At 47.5% G+C, this 23,722-nt stretch carries 19 protein-coding genes and 1 pseudogene; 13 read left to right on the top strand and 7 right to left on the bottom strand.

Translation table 11 applies throughout. The features are described from left to right. Positions 1 to 45 precede the first annotated feature (45 nt). The 4 genes from Pan54_RS26585 (at position 46) to Pan54_RS14750 (ending at position 3,263) form a co-directional block, all read left to right on the top strand. On the top strand, positions 46 to 171 hold the full coding sequence (locus tag Pan54_RS26585) for a hypothetical protein (protein WP_261343181.1): 126 nt from the start codon (positions 46 to 48) through the stop codon (positions 169 to 171). 275 nt (positions 172 to 446) lie between these two features. Next, positions 447 to 644, top strand: coding sequence for a cold-shock protein (locus Pan54_RS14760; RefSeq protein ID WP_146504211.1), 198 nt, complete (start codon positions 447 to 449; stop codon positions 642 to 644). Between the two features lie 859 nt (positions 645 to 1,503). Beyond that, positions 1,504 to 2,397, top strand: coding sequence for a DUF1559 domain-containing protein (locus tag Pan54_RS14755; protein ID WP_146504210.1), 894 nt, complete (start codon positions 1,504 to 1,506; stop codon positions 2,395 to 2,397). A gap of 182 nt (positions 2,398 to 2,579) precedes the next feature. Continuing rightward, positions 2,580 to 3,263 (top strand): hypothetical protein, encoded by a 684-nt coding sequence (locus tag Pan54_RS14750; protein WP_146504209.1) that lies wholly within the window; start codon positions 2,580 to 2,582, stop codon positions 3,261 to 3,263. 94 nt (positions 3,264 to 3,357) lie between these two features. On the opposite strand, the gene Pan54_RS14745 is transcribed toward Pan54_RS14750, so the two are convergent. Beyond that, complete coding sequence (locus tag Pan54_RS14745; protein WP_146504208.1) at positions 3,358 to 4,377, bottom strand: DUF1559 domain-containing protein; 1,020 nt, start codon at positions 4,375 to 4,377, stop codon at positions 3,358 to 3,360. A 470-nt stretch (positions 4,378 to 4,847) separates the two neighbouring features. Beyond that, positions 4,848 to 5,180, bottom strand: coding sequence for a HesB/IscA family protein (locus Pan54_RS14740; RefSeq protein ID WP_146504207.1), 333 nt, complete (start codon positions 5,178 to 5,180; stop codon positions 4,848 to 4,850). A gap of 432 nt (positions 5,181 to 5,612) precedes the next feature. Here Pan54_RS14740 and Pan54_RS14735 point away from each other — a divergent pair, with 432 nt between their 5' ends. Next, positions 5,613 to 6,980, top strand: a complete 1,368-nt coding sequence (locus Pan54_RS14735; RefSeq protein WP_146504206.1) for a PhoH family protein — start codon at positions 5,613 to 5,615, stop codon at positions 6,978 to 6,980. A gap of 91 nt (positions 6,981 to 7,071) precedes the next feature. Next, on the top strand, positions 7,072 to 8,493 hold the full coding sequence (locus Pan54_RS14730; protein ID WP_146504205.1) for an ApeA N-terminal domain 1-containing protein: 1,422 nt from the start codon (positions 7,072 to 7,074) through the stop codon (positions 8,491 to 8,493). 49 nt (positions 8,494 to 8,542) lie between these two features. On the opposite strand, the pseudogene Pan54_RS14725 reads toward Pan54_RS14730, so the two are convergent. The 3 genes and pseudogenes from Pan54_RS14725 to Pan54_RS14715 all read right to left on the bottom strand — a co-directional run. Beyond that, positions 8,543 to 8,701 (bottom strand): annotated as a pseudogene (locus Pan54_RS14725) (DUF2237 family protein); the annotation flags it as partial. 259 nt (positions 8,702 to 8,960) lie between these two features. Beyond that, positions 8,961 to 12,191, bottom strand: coding sequence for an efflux RND transporter permease subunit (locus Pan54_RS14720; protein WP_165441785.1), 3,231 nt, complete (start codon positions 12,189 to 12,191; stop codon positions 8,961 to 8,963). A gap of 99 nt (positions 12,192 to 12,290) precedes the next feature. Then, entirely contained in the window at positions 12,291 to 13,505 is a 1,215-nt protein-coding gene (locus Pan54_RS14715; RefSeq protein ID WP_146504204.1) for an efflux RND transporter periplasmic adaptor subunit, read from the bottom strand. A 225-nt stretch (positions 13,506 to 13,730) separates the two neighbouring features. Between Pan54_RS14715 and xseA the strand changes: the two genes are divergently transcribed. The 6 genes from xseA (at position 13,731) to Pan54_RS14685 (ending at position 19,787) form a co-directional block, all read left to right on the top strand. Next, a complete protein-coding gene (gene xseA, locus Pan54_RS14710; RefSeq protein WP_242631333.1) occupies positions 13,731 to 14,942 on the top strand; it encodes an exodeoxyribonuclease VII large subunit in 1,212 nt (403 codons plus the stop codon). A gap of 133 nt (positions 14,943 to 15,075) precedes the next feature. Then, on the top strand, positions 15,076 to 15,432 hold the full coding sequence (locus Pan54_RS26580; RefSeq protein WP_146504202.1) for an exodeoxyribonuclease VII small subunit: 357 nt from the start codon (positions 15,076 to 15,078) through the stop codon (positions 15,430 to 15,432). A gap of 42 nt (positions 15,433 to 15,474) precedes the next feature. Continuing rightward, entirely contained in the window at positions 15,475 to 16,560 is a 1,086-nt protein-coding gene (hisC, locus tag Pan54_RS14700) for a histidinol-phosphate transaminase (RefSeq protein ID WP_146504201.1), read from the top strand. 15 nt (positions 16,561 to 16,575) lie between these two features. Beyond that, positions 16,576 to 16,995, top strand: a complete 420-nt coding sequence (locus Pan54_RS14695; protein ID WP_146504200.1) for a hypothetical protein — start codon at positions 16,576 to 16,578, stop codon at positions 16,993 to 16,995. A gap of 261 nt (positions 16,996 to 17,256) precedes the next feature. Next, on the top strand, positions 17,257 to 18,168 hold the full coding sequence (locus Pan54_RS14690) for a sugar phosphate isomerase/epimerase family protein (RefSeq protein ID WP_146504199.1): 912 nt from the start codon (positions 17,257 to 17,259) through the stop codon (positions 18,166 to 18,168). 110 nt (positions 18,169 to 18,278) lie between these two features. After that, positions 18,279 to 19,787 (top strand): carboxypeptidase M32, encoded by a 1,509-nt coding sequence (locus Pan54_RS14685; RefSeq protein ID WP_146504198.1) that lies wholly within the window; start codon positions 18,279 to 18,281, stop codon positions 19,785 to 19,787. A 4-nt stretch (positions 19,788 to 19,791) separates the two neighbouring features. Here the strand turns inward: Pan54_RS14685 and Pan54_RS14680 are convergent, their stop codons facing one another. Beyond that, positions 19,792 to 21,552, bottom strand: coding sequence for an ATP-dependent nuclease (locus Pan54_RS14680; protein WP_146504197.1), 1,761 nt, complete (start codon positions 21,550 to 21,552; stop codon positions 19,792 to 19,794). 247 nt (positions 21,553 to 21,799) lie between these two features. Next, positions 21,800 to 22,666 (bottom strand): shikimate dehydrogenase, encoded by an 867-nt coding sequence (aroE, locus tag Pan54_RS14675; protein WP_146504196.1) that lies wholly within the window; start codon positions 22,664 to 22,666, stop codon positions 21,800 to 21,802. 308 nt (positions 22,667 to 22,974) lie between these two features. Here aroE and Pan54_RS14670 point away from each other — a divergent pair, with 308 nt between their 5' ends. Further along, positions 22,975 to 23,715, top strand: coding sequence for a hypothetical protein (locus Pan54_RS14670; RefSeq protein WP_146504195.1), 741 nt, complete (start codon positions 22,975 to 22,977; stop codon positions 23,713 to 23,715). The last annotated feature ends 7 nt before the right edge of the window (positions 23,716 to 23,722 follow it).

Below are 23,722 nucleotides of genomic sequence, written 5' to 3'. Positions count from 1 at the left end.
TTTATCGCTAAGAAACAAAACACATTCGCTAAGCGGCAACGCGAAATGGAAAAAAAATACAAAGCCCAGGAAAAACGAAAACGTCGTGAGGAGCGTAAAACTTCCGATGACGATCTCGTGACAAACCCGGGAGTGATCGACGAGCCGGATTTACCGGATGATGCGATCTAAGCATTTTTAATAGTGATTTGCGACACTTGGCAGATCCAACATTGTTGAATGTGTTCCTGAATAACTCAGCTGAGCTGTTGAATCCTCAGCAGCTATAACCAACACAACGCATCATTATTGAAGTGTTGATACAAGAATTGATCGAGCAGACAGCTCTTTACGAATTGTGATCTAAGAGGATCACAATTCAGGAATACTTCATTCCAACTGGCGATCAATGTGCTGTGAGTTTCTCACACACAAGCGACTATTTTACAGGATTTTTGGAGACAGAGATGGCCGAAGGCACAATCAAGCGGATCACAACCAAGGGATTTGGATTTATCGAAGACGGAACTGGCAAAGACATGTTCTTCCACAGCTCAGCCGTCGAAGGCATGAGCTTTGACGACCTGCGAGAAGGTCAACAGGTTTCTTACAACGTCGGCCAGGGCCCCAAAGGCCCACGCGCTGAAAATGTACGACCTGTCTAATTTCGATTAGACAGAATTGCCTGTTCAGCTTCAGTTGATCTTGGCGATGAATTGATGAAGACACCGTAAGTGTAATGCTTGCGGTGTCTTTTTATTGACAGGGGTGATGATATTGACTCTTGCGACAAGACATAGAATATGGCACAGTAAATAAGACAGAATTCCTGCTCAGAAACTGAGTGAATTTAAATATTCCAGAATCGAAACACATTGCAAAAGCCCATTAGCATAGTCTCAGGAATCGTGCTGGGGGTACTCATTTTCTGCGTCGAATATTATGCTCTGATTTCTCCTGAAGTTAATCTGATTCAAAATGTTAATCGCGGACTCATTCATGTCATCTTCGCAATCAGCATGTTTGTGGTCGGCCTCGCAATATGTAGCTTCAGCAAACAGCCTATTTGGTTGACTGTCTCGTTGATCATAACACACGCAGCATTTTTCTCATTGATTCCCATCAAAATCTATTTCCTGAGACCTGCCTTCATTCCCGAGTTTTTCATCACATACATCTGGGTTGTCGGAGGATGCTCTACCTATGTTGTCTGTTCGTTTCTTATATCGAGACTTCATAAATCGATAAAGAATTTTTGGGGTGAGTCAAAAGAGATGTGAGTTTATAAAAACAATTATGTATACGGAGGTGTAGTGGGATAAACCATCAAGCTTGATGAATCAGACTCGCTTGCATTGCAAATAAATGCGCGTGTGAGCACTTCGTCTGGCTGTTATTCCTTATGACCCTAAGGTCATTGCATTACAATTCAACATTTGCATTATTGTTCACTTGATTGCTCATTGCTTTGTTCTAGAATTCCAGCAAATTCCCTCCACTTTTTCTTGTTTTGAAAGCTGATAAATGAACTTAAGACGCGCCTTTACTCTTATCGAACTCCTCGTTGTCATCGCGATCATCGCTATTCTGGTCGCTTTACTGCTGCCTGCGGTTCAACAGGCCCGCGAAGCTGCTCGTCGGAGTTCCTGTAAAAACAACCTGAAACAGATCGGGCTGGCTCTTCAGAATTATCATGATACTCATTCGGTATTTCCTCCTGGGTTTATTCGCAATTCAAATACGACTGTACCTCGGTTCCCGAATTTTGGCTGGGCAGTTATGATTTTGCCTCAAATGGAACAATCTGCTCTTTACGATGCCATCGGAGCCGCTTCCAGCAATTTTGCTGTTGACTGGAATACGGATAATCAGACTCTTTTTGATCTGTCCAACTCGATTATCGATGCAAATCTCTGCCCTTCAGATCCAGGGGGAGCAATCAATACAGACTGGGGAATTAACACAACGCTCACTGGAAACCGAGCCGCCAAGTCGAATTATATGGCTAATGATCAGGCATTCGGCACCAATTCAAAAATTGCGATGCGTGACATCACTGATGGGACCAGTAATACCTTGTTTGTTGGTGAAAAGACCTCTCTGAATTCCTTTTATGCCGGAATCTGGATGGGAGCTCACAAATGGGGATCTGCGGATACCAACGTGACTTCAGAAAGCATCCTCGGTAAGGCCAAGGGAAATACAGGAACAGGCGAAGATTATCGTATCAACTTTGATGGCACCGGAACTTCAAACCCATCCAATCATCAGAAAAACACGTACTCCAGCCAGCATAAGGGGGGAGCTCAGTTTGTCTTTGCCGATGGAAGTGTGCACTTCCTCTCCGAGAACATCGACCTGGGAACTTATAACAACTTAGCTGATGAGCAGGACGGCAATGTCCTCGGCGAATTCTAATCGAGCTGGAAAATCGTATTCCCTGCCCACGCATGTCGTGGGCTTTTTTTATTGAGAGCTTATCTTTGCATAGGCTTATGATCAAAAGCGAATTTGTTTGCCTAAGTTGTGGTGATGCGTTCAACTCGATAGCTTAAAAGATGCGAACTATAAACACGATTCCTTTCAGTCAGGGTATAATCATGTTGGCAAAATTGATTTCGCTTCTAACAATCTCGCTGCTGTCTTTAGCAGTTACTCACGCAGATGAGCCCGTTCTCTTTGAGGATAATTTTAATAGTGGAATGTCTGAACAATGGCAAATTGTGGGGCTCTCATCTGACGATTACCGGATAAAAGATGGAGGGCTTGAATTTCGAGTGCAGAGTCACACCTATACTCGCGAATCACCAATGATCAAAGTCATACTCCCGTTCACATCCTCTAGTTCCGTGATCGCATCGGTGGATGTCGAAATTCTCGACAAATTCACCGCCTCCGACGAAATGGTGGGGATGTTTCTCATCGATGAAAGTGGACGGGAATTTAGAGCAACCAAAGCAAGAATCGATCGTAAGCTCCTCTTTGCACCTCCAGCCGTGAATTTCATTGGCGAAACAGGTCATGAAGATGACTTGAGCAATTATGCATATACCTATCATCCTGCCTCAGAGAAATCAGAGACCCTAAGGATTATCGTTCGCAGTCATTATGCCTATTTTCAGGTAGGTCCAAATGACAACGGCAAATACCAGAACTTTTTCTCTTCTGCGATCCGCAAAAATTCAAAAGAGAGGGGCTTCTGTCTTTGCGCAACAGGAGCTCCGGAAGGCGCCGAACATTGGGTTCGTTTCGACAACTTCCGGGTGACTCAAAAAGGGAAGTAAGTTGATGTCTGATTTTATTGAAAAAGCCAGCTCATATTCGAACTGGCTTTTTTATTCCATTCAGACATTTGGACTTGCCTGAGTCTTATTGAGATTAGAATTCACCAATCACATTACCATCCTGAATTCCACCGAGATAAATCCAGGTCTGATGGTCGATATTCTCGCTGATGAAGCGGACGCCGCCGTCCCCCATGGCAACCTGAACACCACCTTTGTGTTGACTTCGTGCTGCAAACATGCCTTGGTTATCGAAAGTCTGGCATCCAGAACATTGAATCACATTCGGGTAAGTCGAGTTCGGCGTCAACAGAGTATTGAAGGCTGTCAATCCATGATTACCGATGGCCCAGTTTCCGCCGACATAGCCGTTAGTTAGGGCGCTGCCTCCGTTCTTGGCGGTGAGTCCCAGTTGCCCCCAGGCATTGATCTGAGCAGGTGTCAGGAAAGAACTGGGTGTTCCACCAGGTTTCGCAATGTCTTTAATCGCGTCGGCATCAGAAATTGCAGTCGCAGAATTGTTTCCGTCCCCTTTAATCAGTTCCGAAGCAGCGATGACATTTGAAGTTCCATCAGTGATATCTCGGAATGAAATCCGTTTTCGGTAATTGAACATCCCCACTTGGTCGGCTGTTCCAATATTATAAAAGACCGAGGGACCAGCTGAGACGACATAGTTGTTTCCGGGACCATTGTTATATCCACCCCCATTCGGGATGGCATTTGGATCTGATGGGCAGAGGAATGCAGCAATCGTATTCTGTTTTGCAGTGTTGTTGACACCTTCATCAGCCATCAAGGAAAAGTTGAACTGATCGTACAGTGCACTTTGCTCTAAGAAGGGGAGGAGCATTGCCTGAGCCGAAAATCCGCGGTAAGCATTGCCACCCACTTTTTCGAAGTTAGCCCGTGGGAAGACACTATGGACATCGTGATAGTTGTGCATTGCCAGAGCCAATTGCTTCAGATTGTTCTTGCAAGAACTTCTTCGAGCTGCTTCGCGTGCCTGCTGAACGGCAGGCAACAACAATGCCACCAGAATAGCGATGATAGCGATAACTACTAGCAATTCGATTAAGGTAAATCCACGTCTGGCCGAAAAGGCATGTTTCATTTTGACAGCTCCATATAGTAGTAAGAATTCAACCCCTGTAAGGATGCGGACGTTCATCATTCGTCAGGGGTATTTGTGTAACAAAGCCGTAATCAGTACGACATTTTTGTTCGGGAAGATTACTGCGGGCAGACAAGCAATCACTCTACGCGAGAGCAAATCTGTCCATGATGGAAGGACTTTAAATTGTGGGGATAATTGAATATCTCATTTGAAAGTACTCGATCCAATCAATGATATGTCAACTATGCATCCAAGTACATATACTTATAGGTAGTTTTACTGAGATCCAAAGAAATTTCATGAGATTTGCAGTTAGTAACTGCTAATACAGTGTGCGCATGGACAATTTCTTGCTTTGCGCGGAAGCATCGACACTTCATCAATTGTATTATTAGTACCTCCAGACGTAAAAAAGCCAGCTCATTTTGGAGCTGGCTTTTTATGACTTCACTTCTCTGTCTACTTAATTATGCCTGGAAGCTGCTTCCGCAACCGCAGCTTTTGACGACGTTTGGATTGTCGAACGAGAAGCCTCGTTTTTCCAAGCCGTCGTAGTAGTCGATGGTTGTGCCGTCCAGATAAAGCATGCTTTTCTTGTCGACAGCGACGGTCACGCCGTGATGTTCGGAGATGTCGTCGTTAGCGTTGTCGATTTTGTCATCCAGAGCCAGATTATACTGGAATCCACTGCAACCGCCGGCGCGAACGCCGATGCGAAGTACGGTGGTTTCGGCTGTAGTCTGTTCTGTAAGAACTCGTTTGATTTCGCTGGCGGCCTTTTCGGTAACTGTAACTGCCATGGCATCACTCTCCTGTGTTGAAATGAACCTTATCTTCACCCTGTAACTTCGCCTGAAAACCCCAAATGCAGGTGTTCGCTAAGCGCGGACAGGGAGCGTCTTTTGTTTCAGTCTGCATTATAGACACGAAAGTCCCAGAAGTCCAAGCCCTTTCTGGAATTCCGAGAAGAGAGTTGTCAGGAATGGAATGGAGGCTTCCTTCCATTAAATCCACAAGCACGCAGCATAAGCGAGTGTGCTAAATCATGGAGACACAATCGCTTACGCTGCGTGCTGGCGTTCTCTGGTTTGATTCTTGAACCCATCCATGAATATTAAAATGTAATGAACATGTTCTAAACGCAGCTTTTGGCGTTTCGGGAATTCTGGGGATCTGATATACCTTTGAAACCGAACGAAATTACCACCCAGGTATTAGACGCAAGGAAGCGCATGATTGATCACGCCGCCTCTGTTTGTCCGCCACGTTCCCGCGTGACGTTTCCCAAGGTTTTCGTCCTCGATACTAACGTCATACTTCACGACGCTAACTGTATCCGCAAGTTTGAAGAGAACGACATCGCCATCCCGATGACGGTTCTCGAAGAACTCGATCGCTTCAAGAAAGGGAATGACGACATTCACTTTCAGGCCCGACAGTTTCTGCGAACGCTCGATAATCTTACTGGTGATGTCCTCTCCGACGAAGGAGCCTCGCTTGGGGAAGGATTGGGACACATTCGGGTCATTCTCGGCGGTCCACTGCATTCGCGAATCAAAAATATTCTCTCTCCGGAAGTCCCCGATCATCGGATTCTCAGCTCAGCTTTATTGGTTCTTGATCAAATCAATGATCGACCGGTCATTCTAATCAGCAAAGACACGAACCTGAGAATGAAGGCCAAAGCGGTTGGACTGGTCGCTCAGGATTACAGCAACGATAAAGTCGAAAGCTTCGACAAACTCTATTCCGGCAAACGGCGTATTGATGGCGTGGAATCAGAGCTCGTTGACCGCTTTTATACGGGACACGGTACTGTTCCAGCCGATGAAAATGGCCCGCCAATTGTGGCACCGATCGCGAACGAAAACTTCATCATTCGTAATGGATCAAAATCTGTCCTGGCTTCTTATACAGCCGAGGACAACTCGTTTCATCGCGTCGAAAAAACATCCGCCTACGGCATCACTCCCCGAAATGCCGAGCAGGCCTTTGCGATTCGTGCACTGCTCGATGATAAAATCAAACTGGTCACATTGGCCGGGAAGGCAGGTTCGGGGAAAACGCTGGTCGCACTGGCGGCTGCGTTAGAGCAGCGACAAAACTATCGCCAGATTCTGCTAGCTCGTCCGATTGTGCCGTTGAGCAATCGCGATCTCGGCTACCTGCCGGGCGATGTTCAAGCGAAGCTCGATCCTTATATGCAGCCATTATTTGATAATCTGACCGTTATCCGACATGAAAATCAGCATCAGGCTGCCGGCGATAAAATTCAGGAACTGCTCGACACGAAAAAGCTGGAAATCACACCGCTGGCTTACATTCGCGGGAGAAGTCTGCAGCGTATCTTTTTCATTGTCGACGAAGCCCAGAATCTGACGCCGCATGAAATCAAAACGATTATCACGCGGGCAGGCGAAGGAACGAAAGTCATCTTTACGGGTGACATTCATCAGATCGATCACCCGTATCTGGATGCGCTCTCAAACGGCTTCAGCTATCTGATTAACCGCATGGTCGGCCAGCCGTTGTATGCTCATATCGGCCTGGAAAAAGGCGAACGAAGCCAGTTGGCCGAGATTGCCAGCGATTTGCTGTGATTTTATACTATGCAATTTGACATGCAGTTCGTCTAATTAAGGCTTAATATTATATCTTTCAGTTAGATTTTGATGAACGATCGAATTGTATATGGCAGTCCCAAAATATTCTTTTAGTGAAGATTTCTCAATTCATGGGACATGGTGGCGCCCCGGCGGTAAATATCGTCAACATGGGAATTTGCATAAAAGTGATCACAAAATACAACTCGATCTAATTGGTGCATTTGATGATTTAGAGGAGCATCCTTTAATTCACAACTTTCCAGACGTTGATTTATCAGTGATACATGGTTTGACTGTTGATCAAACGCCGATTTCCCTTTTAAATTCATTCTATACAAATCAAAAAAGCACTTTGTCTCTTAATTTACCAATTAAAGTAACAAGTTCAAATATCTGCTGCAACGCTGTTATCCATGGAGCTTTTTTAAATTCTGTAGATTCAGAGTGCTTTTCTAGTTGTAGAGTATCATTTCCAAATTTTGACCGATGGTTAAATGATTTACCATTTTCGGTTGAAGCTGATTTACCTGAATTTATTGATTTGAAATACACACACCCTGAACCTAGAATATTTAAAATTGATGAGAATATTGGGGACATAGAATTTAAATCAATAGTCAGTTACCCACCGATAGAGTGGGATGAATTCACTATAACTAATAAGACATTCATTACAATAAAACCCATTAAACCGCGAAGCTTTGATTGGTTTATCGAAGTCTGTTGTCAAATTGAAAGAATGTTTACATTATTTGTGGGCAGTGTGGTTCAGTTTTCGAATTATGAATTATCATTGGCAGATAATCACGATGAGGCAACTGCCTACTTTAGAAGAAAAAGTATTGAACAATCACCACTAAATCCGTTTGAATTTACATGCAGGTATCCAGATGTTCAAGATTGGTTTCCCGTTTTTATGAGGACTTGGCTCACATTACCTTCAGAGGTTCAGCACGCACATCGCTTAGTGTTTACAACACTTGAAAGTCCCGCGCCTTTCATGGAGTCGCGATTCTTACCTCTTGTTCAAGCGGTAGAAGTATTTTCTCGTTCTACTGACACTAAAACAATTCTTGAGAAAAGTGAATTTCGTAAAATACGTGATTTAGCAATAGATGCACTACCAAAAAGAACTCCAATGAAATTTGTTGAATCACTAAAAAGAAGTTTCCAGTTTGCTAATGAACCTACGCTTCGTGATCGCTTTCATTATTTAATTAAAGGCTTGGATCCAGAAACGGTAAAACTCTTTTGTGTAAATCCTGAAGAATTTGCAAAAGGGATAGTGAAAACTCGCAATCAGTTAGTTCACTATTCTGATTCAAGTAAAGGAGTTTTAGAAGGTAATCAACTACACTGGGCAACCTTCAAACTTAAGACAATGATCAGTATTCTTATGTTGTGTAAGTATGGTATTCCTGAGGCAAATGTACGGGAGCTTATTAAAAAGAATCATGATTTCTCATCTGGAAGAAGAGTTTGGGAAAATGTTCCAGAAGTCAGTTAATTTTCAGAAATATGAAAAGTAATGCCACTAACTAAAATTAATATACTTTTCAATTACCCGATGTCGCGTATTCCTGAAGTTCTTCGAGCGAGACGAATTCCAATTTCGCCGTGTGCGTCGCTTCGGGGACGACTTTGGGAGCATTGCCGGCTTCCCAGGCTTCTTTCCAGCGGACGGCACATAAACACCAGCGGTCGCCAGGAGTTAAGCGTGTATCCAGAGAATCTCGAAAAGTTGTCTGGCTGGTGTAGCCACACAGGGCGAGTTGGATTATTTCAAATGGCTATACAAAGAGAATGTTTTTTCAAGGAACGCGAGAATAAAATCAATCACCAACAGCAAACCTCATGTGGCTTCGCCACACACGTAGCCGCTTTGTATCAACCTGATGTCCCTGCAAACACAACTTTATAAGATTTATGCAGATTCAAGGAATGAGGTCCAATTCTACTGAATAATATACTCAACTACGATACCAACTCCGGTGTCTCAACAGGCTTGCTAACCGGCTTTTCAACCGGCACCGGCTGTCTCACAAACCACTGCGAGATGTCATCAAAGAATGTGTAGAGTACAGGTATCGCCAGCAGGGTCAACAGGAGTGACAGGGTTTGTCCGCCGACGGCGAGGACGGCGATGGAGCGGCGTTCTTCGGCTCCGGGGCCGGTGGCGATTAAGAGGGGGATCAGGCCGGCGACGAAGGAGAGGGTGGTCATCAGAATAGGGCGCAAGCGGTCGCGGTTGGCCTGCATGATGGCGGGGTGTCGTTCCAGGCCTTCGCGTCGCAGGGCGTTGGTGTGATCGATCTGCAGAATGGCGGCTTTCTTCACCACGCCGAACAACACCAGAATTCCGAGCGCGGAATAGAGGTTGAGCGTTTCGCCGCCGAGATGCAGGCTCAGTAATCCGAACGGTACTGCGAGGGGGAGTGAGAGCAGAATGACGAGCGGATAGATCATGTTTTCGAACTGAGCCGCGAGAACGATATACATGAAGATAAACGAGAGCACCATCGTCCAGGCGAAATCTTCGAGTGTTCGTTCCAGTTCCCGTCCGCCACCAAGGACGAGTGTGTTGAATCCCTCCGGAATGCCAATTTCTTCAGCCAGAGCGTTCATGGCATCGATGCGATCTCCCAGAGCATACCCACTGGCAATATTCGCACGCACGGCGACCATACGTTGACGATTCAAACGGTCGATACGAGAAGCGGCCTCGCTGAATTCAAAATTGACGACATTATCGATGCGCGTTAACGGCGTGCTCGACCTGTCAATCGTCTCATTGATCGCTTCCTGAGATGCGGTGGGATTGGCCCGCACGTACAGCTGAGAAATCGACTGCACATCGTCCCGGTCGATGCCGACGAGACGGAGTTCAACATCGTAAGCATCATCGACAGTCCGGTCGCGGTAGCGGGAAACGCGATCATCCCCACCGACTGCAACGCGAAGTGTATCGGCGATTTCCATCACATCGATTCCTAATGCAGCCGCCCGTTCACGATCGATCTGCACGAGCAGTTCGGGGTTATCAATCTGCAGAGTGGAATAGACATCGACGATGCCGGGGATCTCTTTGGCTCGATTCCGCATTTCAGTACTGAAAGCGAGCAAGCTGTCCATATCGGGACCGGTTATCGAAAAGTCGATATCGACCGGAGCTCCTTGCCGGAGGGATGTTAAATTGCGAACGGAAACTCGGACATCAGGAATCGTGTTGAGTCGTTTACGAACCTCGGCCATTTTCTCGCGCTGGGTGAAGTTGCCTCGAAATGCGGCCTGAAAGTCGCCACGGAGTGCGCCTGCGAAAAAACGCCCTAATGAAAATGTTCGTTCTTCACTATCGGTAAGCCGGACGAAAATCCCGGCTCGATTGACCTCACCGAAGCCACGTGAGCCGGCACTGACGAGAATCGTTTCGATGCCGTCGATCTGCATCAATTCGTCTTCGGCCTGCAGGACGACTTCCTTCGTCGATTTAAGTGTCGATCCCTGCTTGGCTTCCATGCGCACTTCAAACTCAGATTCATCCACATTGAGCGGAATATAATCCTGCTTCACGAGATGATAGAGCGGCACATTGCTGTAAATAACGGCGACCGAAACCAGCAAAACCAACCAACGGCATTTGAGAGAGACTCGCAGCATCCATAAATATGCTGTCTCCATCCAGTGATAAAAACCGGTTCGGGAAGAAGGGCCATCAGGATTAGGCATACCGGGCTTGAGCAGTTTGCTGCACATCATGGGAGTGAGTGAAAAGCTGACGAGCATCGAAACCAGAATCGCTACAGTGGCTGTCAGGCCAAATTGATAAAGCAGTCGTCCTGTCACGCTGGAAAGGAATGAGACGGGCAGGAAGACAATCACCAATGAAATCGTGGTCGCGAGCACCGCCAGGCCAATTTCTTTCGTGCCGACAATCGCAGCCTGTGTCGGATTCATCCCCTTTTCTTCAATGCAGCGAAAGACGTTCTCCAGTACAACAATCGCATCGTCAATTACAACGCCGACCATCAAGACGAGTGCGAGCATCGTCACATTGTTGAGTGTGAAGCCAAACCATTTCATAAATGCGAACGAGGCGATAATCGATGCGGGAATTGCGACTGAGGCGATGATGGTCGAACGCCAGGATCGCATGAATATGAGCACGGTAATGCAGGCGAGGATACTGCCGGATATGAGGTGATGTTCGATTTCTTCCAGAGCCGCCACGATGTAGCGGGATTGATCCTGAATGATGGAAACTTTCACATCCGGAGGCAGCAATTCCTGACTGCGGGGCAACAACTTTTTCAGGCCTTCAATCACAGCGACCGTGTTTTCGCCCGATTGTCGTTGCACCAGTAGCACGACAGCTGGGGCCTGATTGAGACGGGCGACGGTGCGGACTTCTTTGGTTCCGTCGGTCACTGTGCCGAGATCGCTTAGGCGAATTGGGGTGCCGTTGACGGATTCGACAACGAGGTCGTCAAACTTTTCCGACTCATCGACACGACCCATCGTGCGCATGGCTCGCTCTCGTAATCCCTGATCAAATCGCCCGCCGGGAACTTCGGTGTTCTGTCTCTGGAGGGCATCGCGAACTTGCAGGATCGAAAGGTTATAGGCGGCCAATCGATCGGCTTCGACATCGACTTGCACCGCACGATCCGCAGCTCCGGCGATGGAAACTTCACCGACACCGGGGGAGGATTCAATCACGTTTTTGACATAACGATCGGCAAACAGATACAGCTCGCGTGCAGTTCGTGGGCCGGAAACGGTCAGCGTCATAATTGGAGACGATTCCAGATCCCGCTTCTGGACGACGGGTGGATCGATATTAGGAGGCAGCTGATTAATCACACTGGCGACGGCATCGCGAACATCCTGCGTAGCCGGGTCGATTTCGCGTTCGAGATTGAAAGTAATGATGACGAACGAACGGCCGTCGCGGGAGATGGATCGCAGTTCATCGATCCCCGCCACCGTTGCAACGGCATCTTCAATAACTGAACTGACTTCCGATTCGACTTCCTGAGCAGCGGCTCCAGGGTAGTTTGTTCTGACATAAATCGAAGGCATGTCCATGTTGGGAAAGCGATCGACACCCAACTGAGGAAACGCGACGACGCCAGCCACAACCAATGCCAGAATCAGCATCAGAGCGAACACAGGTCGCTTCACACAAACTTCTGCTAACCAGTACAAATTGGATTCCTCTGACTTTTATTGTCGAAACAGTCTGGTCATTTCATACATTTCGAGAGCGCCCCGCCACCCGCTGCTTTCCAACAGGGAGAGGGAACTTTACGATGATTTGTCTTCTTCTACTTTCTCCTCTGGTTTGGCATCGGCCATCACGCCCGCTTGTCCCCCCTTGGCATTGCCGAGGATGACATCCCCCGGTTCCAAGCCTTTCAGGATCCGCACCAGGCCTTCCCGACGATCTCCCAGCAGAACTATTTGTTCACTGACTTTACCCTCGACCACTTTCCAGACTTTTTCCGAGCCCGCAAACTGAACGACCGCATCAACGGGAATGACGACGGCCTGAGCATCTGGATCGACAATCACGCTAGCCTCAGCAAACAGACCGGCTCGCAATATCCCCTCGGAATTTTCCACAACCGCTTCAAACATTAGTGCTCGGCTCATTTGATCGAGCAAAGGGCTGATACGGGTAACATTTGTTTTTTGAGGATCAGAAATCGATTCAATTTCAAGTTCGACCGGCTGGCCGATATTAATCATTTGAGACAATCGTTCCGGGACTGTGCCGCGATAACGAAGTTTGTCGACGCGAACGAGGACAACCAGCGGGTCTCCCACTTTGACATAGGTTCCGGGTGCAACTATCCGACGCTGTACTACCGCATTGAACGGAGATTTAAGGACGGTATTCGCCAGATCTTCTTTGGCCAGTTCGTACATCGCCTGCTGGACACTGATATTGGCAATCTTCTCCTGCACACTGTTTAACGAAGAATCATATCGAGCGGCAGCAACTCGCTCGGCGGAGGCGATCTGATCGTATTCGGCTCTGACTATTGCATTTTGAGCAAGCAGTTCATCGGCTCGTCTTAAGTTGGCAGTGGCTTCATCCCATAACGCCCGTTGTTCTTTGACGGGTGGAGCATTAACTGGCTGAAGTTTTTCGATGGGATCATCCGGCTTGAGTCCGACAGCCGAGCGTGCTTGCCGCAGTTGAGCCTCGGCCTGATCAACCATCAGTTTGAAATCGTCCTGATATACAGTGACCAGCGGTTCGCCAGCGGAAACAACATCTCCCAGGTCGACATGCACATCGACCACACGACCTTCAACTTTTATTCCCAGCGTGGCGACTTCATCCGGAAACAGACTCCCCTGACTCCGCACGATTCGCGGCCAGTCCATTTCTGATACGGTAATCGTTTCTGCTTCAATTACAGGTAATTCAGTCGATTTAGCAGAACTTTTCGGAGCTTCTGATTCGGAACAGCCAATCAGCATCAGCGCAATAAGCAGGAAGTATCGGGGCATGATAGTCACAAGTCGTCAGGCAGGGTGGATACGAGGCGTGGCAGTCTTTCCAAACATAGCCTAATGTCTAATCAATGTCTATGAATTTGTAGTTATTGGGCCATCGATACTTTAATAAACCGGTCTTATTGGATTTTGTTCCGATTCGCATCGTATGTCCACCAGATAAGGAGAAGTGCTACGGTTTGATTTTTTCGCTAGTGCGATACTATTAACCACATGAGCATGACATCGACATCACCAGTGACCGTTTCGGAATTGACGCGGGAAATCCGCGATTTGTTGCAGGCGAATTTTGACAGTGTCGCTTGCGTGGGCGAGGTCTCGAATTTGATTCTGGCTCGTTCCGGGCATCTCTATTTTACGCTCAAAGATGACAAAGCTCAGATTTCAGCAGTCATGTGGAAGAGCAGGGCGGAACGGCTCAAGTTTGATTTGCAGGATGGTCTCGAAATCGTAGTCATGGGGCCGATCGAAGTTTATCCACCCCGCGGAAGTTATCAGCTGATTGTCGAGCAAGCCTTTCCTCAGGGGATTGGCCCACTCGAACTCGCGTTTCGACAACTGCAGGAAAAACTGGCCGCCGAGGGGCTGTTCGATCCCGATCGAAAAAAAACACTTCCTCGCTTTCCACGCAAGATCGCACTGGTCACAAGCCCAACAGGGGCGGCTGTTCGCGACATGCTGCAAGTACTGACGAAACGCTGGTCACTCGCGGAAATTATTGTCGTACCTGTTCCCGTACAGGGAGCAACCGCTGCTCCCAAGATTGCCCAAGGAATTGAATTGGCGGGCAGAATCCCCGATCTCGATTTAATCATCACGGGCCGCGGCGGGGGAAGCCTCGAAGACTTGTGGCCTTTCAATGAAGAAGTAGTCGCCCGAGCGATTGCCGCTTCGGAGATTCCGATTATCAGTGCGGTTGGTCACGAAATTGATGTCAGCATCGCCGATCTGGTCGCCGACCGTCGCGCATTGACGCCGACCGAAGCAGCTGAGATGTCGGTTCCCGATCAGGCCGATCTCCTCAGCTTTCTGAGCGAAACCCGGGGACGTTTGCGGCAACTTCTGATCAATCAAGCCCGGCAGGCTCGTTTCGCGATTGAATCACTGGCCAACCGTCGGTTGTTTACCAAGCCAGGCGAGTTGTTCAGCGATGTCCGCCGCAAGCTCGATGAACTCGATGAACAATTGAATCGGCGGATGAGAGATCGATGTGAGCAGAGCCAGTCCCGTCTGCAACTGATCGCGTCTCAACTTGAGGCCTTAAGCCCACTTCGTGTACTGGCACGAGGTTACAGTTTGACACGCGATGCCGAAACTGGAGCAACTCTCCGCTCGGCGGATCAAGTTGAAATTGGCCAGACCGTTAAAACCAAACTCGCAACCGGAGAAATCACCTGCGAAGTCAAGCAGCGGGAACTTGCGAGTAAATAACAAGTACAGGGAACACTTTACAAGCACGAAGCGCAAGCGAGTGTGTTTATCATCATTACAAGTCAACACACTCGCTTGCGCTTCTTGCTTGTATAAATATTACTCATCAGGGTTCAAGTAAACGAAATTGATCATGGCAAAAAAGAAAACTACACCTAAACAGGAAATGCCCACTTTTGAAGAGGCACTCTCTGACCTGCAGACGATCGTCGGGCAACTTGAAGAGGGAGAACTCGGCCTGGAAGAATCCCTCGAACAATATGAAAAGGGGACCGGACTTCTGCGTCAATGCTTCTCGGTATTGAAGAATGCTGAACAGCGAATCGAACTGTTAACCGGAGAAGATGCTGAGGGGAATCTGGAAACCGAACCTTTCGACGCGTCCGCGACTCTTGATCAACGGGAACAATCAGCCGGTCGACGCAAACAGAACAAATCGGCTTCCACAAAAGAAGACGAAGCCGCCGGTCGAAATCTGTTTGGGGAATGATTGCTTTCCAATCGACTCTGTAATTCACTTTTTGAGATGACTATGAAATCGATCGAAAAATTATTCCGTCCCGCTGTTCAAGCACTTGAGGGATACATCCCCGGCGAGCAGCCTCAGGATGCGGGCTGGACGAAACTGAATACAAACGAGAACCCGTTTCCGCCGACACCTGCAGTCGTGGCCGCAATGCGGGAAGCGGCTGAATCGTCGTTGAATAAATATCCCGATCCCCTCGTCACCTCGTTCCGCAAAGCGGCTGCGGAATTGTTTGATGTCGATCCCGAATGGATCATCCCCGGCAACGGCAGCGACGAGATTTTAACAATTCTCTTCCGCACTTTTGTCGATCCTCATGAGACCATCGCATTTCCCTATCCCAGTTACGTGTTATATGGCACGCTGGCCGAAATTCAGGGTTCGAAGTATAAACATCTGGCTCTCAATGCCGACTGGTCACTCACAAGAGAGGCGATCGCAACCGCGAAGCAGCAGAAGATGGTACTGATTCCCAATCCGAATTCGCCGTCGGGAACTGTCTGGACAACTGAGGAAATTCTGGAACTCGTCCCTGAACAAGGGGTCCTGGTTCACGATGAAGCGTACGGCGACTTCAGAACGGAATCAATTTCTCGAAACTTACTCGATAGTGATGTCGGCAAGCAGATTATTGTGACTCGTACGCTGAGTAAGTCTTATTCATTAGCTGGCATTCGCTTTGGTTTCGCTGTTGCTCACCCGGAAGTGATTGCCGGGATGCGAAAAGTCAAAGACAGTTATAACTGTGACGCGATTTCAATTGCAGCCGCGACCGCTGCCATTAAAGATCAGCAGGGCATGCGGGAGCATGTCGAGACCATCCGTAAAACTCGCCAATCTTTAACGGCCAGCCTGGCAAAACTTGGCTTCCATGTCCAACCCAGCCAAGCCAACTTTGTCTGGACGACGCACCCCGAACGCTCCCATGCCGAGATCTTTGAAGCACTCAAGAAACGAAAAATCCTCGTCCGCTTCATGAAGTTCCCGAATGCCGGGCCAGAACTCGATCAACTCGTCGATGGTCTGAGAATTACGATAGGTACTGACGAGCAGATCGCCACACTCGTCAACGCCCTGCAGGAAATTATGTAGTTCACGAGAGAATTCATGTCCCATTCCATTCGACTGATTGGCCCTTGGATCGTGCAACCGCAAAACGGTTTACGGTTTGTCGACCAGAAGGGGGATTCGACAGCGAGTCGACGCATCAAGATGCCTGCCTCGTGGACAGAACTCTTTGGGACAACATCCGGTAAGGCAACATTCACGCGGACTTTCAACTCCCCCACAGGCATCGACAAGCAAACTCTCATAATATCCCTGGAAGAACTCCACGGCTATGGAACGGTAAGTTTCAACGGTGAGCAGCTCATCGAATTTGGTATGGATGATCAACGATTGCAGATTGATGTTACCAGTCAACTTGTGTTGAATAACAAAATTGTTGTGGAGATGGTTTGCGATCCTTCGGGGCATCCACTGTGCGGATTGCATCGCCCGGTGATCCTGGTGATTGAAGAAACGTAATCCTTTTTACAAGCACGAAGCGCAAGCGAGTGTGTCATCACGCTAATCTACACACTCGCTTGCGCTTCGTGCTTGTACACATGTGGGGCTCCATGCGAAATTTGGAAACGTGATTGACCCTTCAATCGTTTTGACATTTCTTGAGTTTCAAGCCACAATGCAATTACTCATCAATTGTCTTGATTTATCATTCAACTGATGAGAAGACTCGCTCGAAGACGACCAGACCGTCCTTATTGCCCCTCAGTGAAGGTTACTCCTATGACGTATCATCAATCACTCAGCCGTCGAGGTTTTCTGCAAGGTTCTGCTGCCCTGGCCGCGTCCCTTCCTATGCTCGGCTACGCCATGCCTGTTCAATACGACTCTCTTCAGGGGAGATTCTACAAGACCCTCAAAATCGGCATGGTTGGCGTGAAGGGCTCGCTGGTCGATAAGTTTCGAGCCGCTAAAGATGCTGGATTTGATGGCATTGAACTCAGCGCTCCCGGCTTCAATATCGATGAAGTTAATCACGCCATTCAGGAAGTTGATTTTCCTGTCGATGGAAACGTTTGTGCGGGGCATTGGGGAGTGCGACATACAGACCCAGACCCTGCCGTCCGAGCTGAAGCCCTGAAAACTCTCAAGCAGGCCTTACGGGATACACACGCCATCGGAGGGCATACGGTTCTATTGGTTGTTGGACATGGAAAAGATGGAACCCCCGAGGAATGCTGGGATCGTTCCGTCGAGAACATTGCTCAGGCGGTTCCGCTGGCTGCAGAACTCGGTGTTCACATTGCCATTGAAAATGTCTGGAATCAATTCTTGTACGATCACGACGGCAACGAAAAACAATCCGCCGATTTGTTCATCAAATATGTCGATGAATTCCATTCCCCATGGGTTGGCATGCAGTTCGATATTGGCAACCACTGGAAATACGGAAATGCAGCCGAGTGGATCGAGCAACTCGACCATCGCATCATTAAACTTGATGTGAAAGGCTTCTCCCGCAAAGACGATAAGTTCACAAAAATCGGTGAAGGCGATATCGACTGGCCTGCGATTCAAAAAGCTCTGCTGAAAATCAATTTCCAGGGCTGGTGTGCCGCCGAAGTCGGCGGAGGGGATTTGGAACGCCTCAAAGAAGTCTCTGCGAATATGGACAAAGCTTTTGGTTTGGTTTGATATAGCACCTATGAAATGGGATGGGATGGCCTGGATTTGTGCGCCTTGGCCATCCCTTATTTAAAACTCTGTGATTAATAAAATACTCCGATACGAAATCTATTTGAAAAATGAACGAACGTTACGAACAACTTGTCAGTCAATTGCACAAACTCGCACTCCTCGGCTCCACAGGCAGCGTCCTAGGTTGGGAGCAGGAAACTTATATGCCTGAAGGCGGGGCGGAACTGCGGTCGCAACAGCTCAGTCTGCTTGCCGGCATGGCTCATCAGGCGGCGACCTCTTCGCAACTGGGCGAGATTCTCGACGAACTCTCCACGGAAAAGTTTGACGATCCGCACTGCCCAGAAGCAGTCAACATTCGGCAGGCCAAACGGGAATTTGAACAAGCCACCAAACTCCCACAACGACTCGTCGAAGAGATGACCCGTGTAACTGCCTTGTCTCAACAAAAGTGGAGTCGTGCTAAGAAAGCCAACGATTTCAAATCCTTCGAGCCTTGGCTGCAGCAGGTCATCGATCTAAAACGGGAAGAAGCCCAGTGCCTGCGAAATGGCGATGGTCCACTCTACGATGCCTTGCTCGATCGCTACGAACCGGAAATGACGACCGCTCAGGTGCAGGAAACGTTCCAGCCGTTGCGGGAAAAGCTTGTTCCACTGGTTGCTGAAATTGCTGAGGCTTCCAATCGTCCCGATGCCTCCATAGTCTCTCGCAACTTCCCCGCTGAAGAGCAGAAGAAGTTTGCAGCCGAGGCTGCTAAGGCAATTGGCTTTGATTTCGAACGTGGCCGCATCGATGAATCTGCTCATCCTTTCTGCAGCGGTTTTGGCCCTGGCGATTGTCGTTTAACGACCCGTTACGATGAAAACTTCTTCAACATGGCCTTCTTCGGCACCTTGCATGAAGCTGGTCATGGTCTGTATGAACAAGGCTTGAATCCAGAAGCCTTCGGCTTGGGAATGGGTTCATCTGTCTCGCTCGGAATCCACGAGTCGCAGTCCCGTATGTGGGAAAATCTGGTCGGACGCTCGCACGCCTTCTGGAAACATTTCTACCCCCAGGCTCAGGCTCACTTCCCGACCGCCTTGAAGGATGTGTCGCTCGATGACTTCTATCGGTCGATCAATGTCGTCGAGCCCTCTTTCATTCGTGTTGAAGCCGATGAGGTCACTTACAACCTGCATATCATGCTGCGATTTGAATTGGAGCAGATGCTGATCAGCGGGGAATTGAACGCCGCTGAGGTGCCGGACGTCTGGAACGAGAAGTTCGAAACCTACCTCGGCATCACCCCTCCCGATGACACTCACGGCTGCCTGCAAGATGTGCACTGGTCAGCCGGTCTGATTGGCTACTTCCCAACCTACGCCCTGGGCAACGTCTACGCCTCCCAATTCTACGCCGCAGCCGGAGACCAACTCGGAGACCTCTCCCTCCAGTTCAAACAGGGTAAGTTCGACACACTGAAAACCTGGCTCAACAAAAACATCCACGAACGAGGCCAGCAATACCCGGCCGCCGAACTCGTCAAAGTCGTCACCGAAAACGAATTCGACGCTCAACCGCTGGTGGATCATTTAACGACGAAGTTTCGAGCGGTTTATGTGCTCGGTTGAATTTCTATTTCATTCTCTTTTTTAAGTGTGCAGAAGTTCGGAATTCTTCAAGTTTGTTAATCAACAAAACCATATCTTCCGGGATTTCGTGAAGTTTCATAGAGTTAATTATCTTTGATGGACTAATTGTTTTATTATGCTTATTCTGGATTTCACGATTTACAATAGATAAAAACTTCTTCCCCGATACTATATTCATTCGTGTTTCTAATGTGTTCCACATGCTTTCAAATCTCTTGTTCGATTCGGTAATTGATGTAACCGGATCAATACCAGATTTCTGAAAATATGTACTATGACATGCAGAATATTTAGCCATTAAGTCAGAACGAACTTCATTTGACAAACTGTCAATTATTTTGAGAAAATCATCTTCATTTCCAGAGATTTTATCTACGAATCTCTTTAATACAGATGGCACAAGAAAATAATTTTCTATTTCCTTCCTTTTATGTATATGCACGAAATTGAGCTTGTCGCTTAGCTGATTTTCGATTTCTTGAATTTCTTCATTACTTCTAAAATCACGATCTAATACAACACCAAATATCATCTTCTCTCCCACAGATTGCTCAAACGCCCATTTATAAGCATCTATACGAGGCCATCCACTAAATCCACCTATTGGGATGAAAATAATTTGATCGCTACTGGCCAGTTCATTTTTTGACAATGTTCGGGCAAACATTCTCAGCATTCTGCTATCGGTACCCTCTACAAAGCAGACTCTTTTACTTCGAGCGATTCTTGCTAGTATTAAATTATGTCCAGAACCCAAAACATCCAATGCATCCTGAACTTGAGCTGCCTTTCTTATTCTCCTACCGGAACTCGATTCTTTATCTATGATTACTACTTCATTTGGTTCAGTTTCAGATAGAATTTCGCTTGAATGAGTAGCAATGACAAAGTTAGGCCCCATTTCTCTTAAAATATGAATTAATTGTCGTTGGAGATCTGCATGCAGATAAATTTCTGGCTCATCAACTACCACTAAATCAGAATTTCTAGTTCTAATGAGATGAGTTAATAGCTGACACCATACTTGAAATCCAAATCCTGCCCAGAAAACTTCTCTTGACATTCGATTCTCTTTACAGGTCATGAATATTGCAGAAGCGTGACTGCCAAAATCTAGATATGGAAATTCAATTTCCATCGATGGCCATGTCTCATGCAATTTATTTGCAAACAGTGCGAAGTCTTTTCCATGGTGATACCAATAGTTACGGAAATTAGCAGAAGCTCGGTGAGAATTTAAATTGCGACGTACTGTAACTTTCTCCAATGGGCGTTCTTCTGGATCTAGTGGTCCAAGAGTTGGGATATGATCAACTACAAAGGGGAAAGCTTTCTTGAATGCTGATACGGATGTAGGGATTTTGTCACAATTTCTTGCAAACATCATACAACCGCCACTCTCTGGGAACTCAATTTCAATTGATGTTGAGTTCTGAAATTCAAATTCAATTGAAGTGTCTGTGTCTTGTAAATCTGTGTGAATATTGCCTGTAATAATTGGAAGATCGGCATTCGCCAACTGATACCCTCGAGAAGGCCCCTTTGAACTATCTAAAACTTCTGGATTTCTACTTCGTGCTTTTGAGAGTCCAGCGGCCAGAACTCGTAATGCAGATAATACAGTGGATTTACCACAGTTATTTGGCCCAACTAATACATTCATTGAACGTATGTCTAAGCGGAAATTCCTAAGTGCTTTGTACTTTTTGAAGACAATACGTTTAAGCACATTGTCAGCTACCATAAAATCACCTCTGCAACAAATGTCAATAGTCTGAGTTTTTTAAGTAATGTAGTCGAGTAGGGTTCGTCTGGACGTACTTTTCATGATATTCAGTTTTGAATTGACTTATTCTTGCATCGGCAATGGAAGTCTTTTTCGTATATTGAGTTTGCGTCAAGCGTAACTCAATTTGCTTGTAATTGTGGTTAGTAAGAGTTTTATTCTGTCTTTACGGTGTTTCACTATGCTATCCGAACATGTAAGTGAATCATGCTCCAAAAACATCCTCTAACGCCTTTCGCATCACACCCGCATCAGGATCAACTCCCGTCCAGAGTTTGAAGCCGATGACGCCTTGGTTGACGAGCATGCCAAGACCGTCGAGGACGTGGCAGCCGGCTTTACGTGCGTCTCGTACGAGGCGGGTTTCAGGGGGATTGGGGATGACATCGGCTACGACCATGTTCGGGCTGAGTGTCGTTGTGTTGAGAGCGATGCGGGCATCGACATCGGGAAACAGGCCGATGGACGTTGCATTGATGACGATATCGGTTCCCTCAGGAATATCGTAGTCGCCCTCCCAGTTGACGAATTCTGCATGCACATCTGCAAGTTCACGAACCTTGGTGTTGAGCAGTTCAACGAGCGATTCTCCTCGACTGGCAGAGCGATTCACGATGGTGAAGTTTGAGGCCCCTGCCAGGGCAAGTTCAACAGCAATTGCGCGAGCGGCCCCGCCGGCTCCCAATATGACAACTCGTTTTCCGGACGGATCAGTCACCCCGCGGAGGGATTCAACGAAGCCTTTGCCGTCGGTGTTTTCGCCGATCAGTTTGTCGCCGTCCCGCACGATACAATTAACGGCTCCCATCAGGCTGGCCGCTTCGGAAAGTCCATCGAGCAGCGGAATGACGGCGACTTTATGCGGAATCGTCAAATTGCCGCCCCGAAAATTCATCGCCCGCATCCCCTGAACCGCAGCTGGCAAATCCTCGGGAGCGACTTCTATCGTCAGGTATCGCCAGTCGAGATTGTGATGGCGATAAGCGGCTTCAATCATCGCCTGCGTCGGATTCTCGGCCACCGGTTGCCCGAAAACACTCGTCAATTCCTGCTTGAAATTCAGCTCAGCCATCGATTCTATCTCGCTAATTAATGTGTACTGTTTTGATACTTGGATCTGTCATATTGCCAGATATTGATGTTACAGTTTCGACTTCAAACTCGCGAGTCATGAATACATGTTCGAATCGCTGCTGTACGAACATGATCGTCATGTCATTTTGATTCAGTTTTCCATGATCCAGGATGTCATCACTTTCGTTACTGAAGTCGATGTGTCGAGTGCGATCAAGATTGCATTCGCGTCATGAAACCGTCACGATACTTGAACAACATTGAATCAATCGCAAATTCCAAGAGACGGCTCGCAAAGGATATATCATGTCGGACGATCATTCGATTTCTCCAGAAGCTAAAAAAACGCTCGAACGCCAGGGATTGCCGAAAAGCATTTATCTGGTGTCGTATCCCAAAATTGTGTTCATGTATCCAACTGTCCTGACGGCTCTGATCGTTGCGATCTGGATGCATCTTTCGCATGGGCTTTATGCCACGGAAGATATGGGAAAGATCTCCTACTTTCTCGGGACTGCGTTTCTGGCAATTTTCACATTGAATATGGTCGTGATCTCGTTCGATTTTCCTCGGACGACTTCGCTGACCCTCTTTTTCTTCATCGCAGCTTTTGCGCTTGGAGGCTACGTCATGCTGGTGAATTATCCCAACATGGTGCCATTTTTCAGTGGGCTGGTTATGGGCATCCGCCCGGTGGCGAATGCTCAGTTTTATTACCTGATCTTTGGGATGTTTGTCGTTCTCTTTTTGCTGGTCAAAATGGGCGTGCAATTTGACTATTGGGAAGTCCGTCCGAACGAACTTTTGCATCATCACGGATTCCTGAGCGACATGGAGCGGTTCTCAGCTCCGAACTTGCGTATTGATAAAGAGATCAACGACCTGTTCGAGTACATGCTACTCGGCTCAGGACGTCTCATTCTGCATCCGAGCAACGAACGCCGTGTGATTGTGCTCGAAAACGTCTTTTTTATCGGCAATAAAGAAAAGACAATCACCAAAATGCTGGGAGCTCTGCAGGTGCAGGTTAGGGATGACTCGAACTAAAGCAGGT

Origin of the sequence: Rubinisphaera italica (assembly GCF_007859715.1) — a bacterium.
Taxonomy (GTDB): Bacteria; Planctomycetota; Planctomycetia; order Planctomycetales; family Planctomycetaceae; genus Rubinisphaera; species Rubinisphaera italica.
Note: the sequence above shows the minus strand (reverse complement) of the source record. Positions and strands in the feature narration are given on the sequence as shown.

Excerpts from the sequence above, each read along its gene's own strand:
- Pan54_RS26585 (WP_261343181.1), top strand. The coding sequence starts at position 46 with ATGGAAAAAAAATACAAAGCCCAGGAAAAACGAAAACGTCGTGAGGAG.
- Pan54_RS14760 (WP_146504211.1), top strand. The coding sequence starts at position 447 with ATGGCCGAAGGCACAATCAAGCGGATCACAACCAAGGGATTTGGATTT.
- Pan54_RS14755 (WP_146504210.1), top strand. The coding sequence starts at position 1,504 with ATGAACTTAAGACGCGCCTTTACTCTTATCGAACTCCTCGTTGTCATC.
- Pan54_RS14750 (WP_146504209.1), top strand. The coding sequence starts at position 2,580 with ATGTTGGCAAAATTGATTTCGCTTCTAACAATCTCGCTGCTGTCTTTA.
- Pan54_RS14745 (WP_146504208.1), bottom strand. The coding sequence starts at position 4,377 with ATGAAACATGCCTTTTCGGCCAGACGTGGATTTACCTTAATCGAATTG.
- Pan54_RS14740 (WP_146504207.1), bottom strand. The coding sequence starts at position 5,180 with ATGGCAGTTACAGTTACCGAAAAGGCCGCCAGCGAAATCAAACGAGTT.
- Pan54_RS14735 (WP_146504206.1), top strand. The coding sequence starts at position 5,613 with ATGATTGATCACGCCGCCTCTGTTTGTCCGCCACGTTCCCGCGTGACG.
- Pan54_RS14730 (WP_146504205.1), top strand. The coding sequence starts at position 7,072 with ATGGCAGTCCCAAAATATTCTTTTAGTGAAGATTTCTCAATTCATGGG.
- Pan54_RS14715 (WP_146504204.1), bottom strand. The coding sequence starts at position 13,505 with ATGCCCCGATACTTCCTGCTTATTGCGCTGATGCTGATTGGCTGTTCC.
- xseA (WP_242631333.1), top strand. The coding sequence starts at position 13,731 with ATGACATCGACATCACCAGTGACCGTTTCGGAATTGACGCGGGAAATC.
- Pan54_RS26580 (WP_146504202.1), top strand. The coding sequence starts at position 15,076 with ATGGCAAAAAAGAAAACTACACCTAAACAGGAAATGCCCACTTTTGAA.
- hisC (WP_146504201.1), top strand. The coding sequence starts at position 15,475 with ATGAAATCGATCGAAAAATTATTCCGTCCCGCTGTTCAAGCACTTGAG.
- Pan54_RS14695 (WP_146504200.1), top strand. The coding sequence starts at position 16,576 with ATGTCCCATTCCATTCGACTGATTGGCCCTTGGATCGTGCAACCGCAA.
- Pan54_RS14690 (WP_146504199.1), top strand. The coding sequence starts at position 17,257 with ATGACGTATCATCAATCACTCAGCCGTCGAGGTTTTCTGCAAGGTTCT.
- Pan54_RS14685 (WP_146504198.1), top strand. The coding sequence starts at position 18,279 with ATGAACGAACGTTACGAACAACTTGTCAGTCAATTGCACAAACTCGCA.
- Pan54_RS14680 (WP_146504197.1), bottom strand. The coding sequence starts at position 21,552 with ATGGTAGCTGACAATGTGCTTAAACGTATTGTCTTCAAAAAGTACAAA.
- aroE (WP_146504196.1), bottom strand. The coding sequence starts at position 22,666 with ATGGCTGAGCTGAATTTCAAGCAGGAATTGACGAGTGTTTTCGGGCAA.
- Pan54_RS14670 (WP_146504195.1), top strand. The coding sequence starts at position 22,975 with ATGTCGGACGATCATTCGATTTCTCCAGAAGCTAAAAAAACGCTCGAA.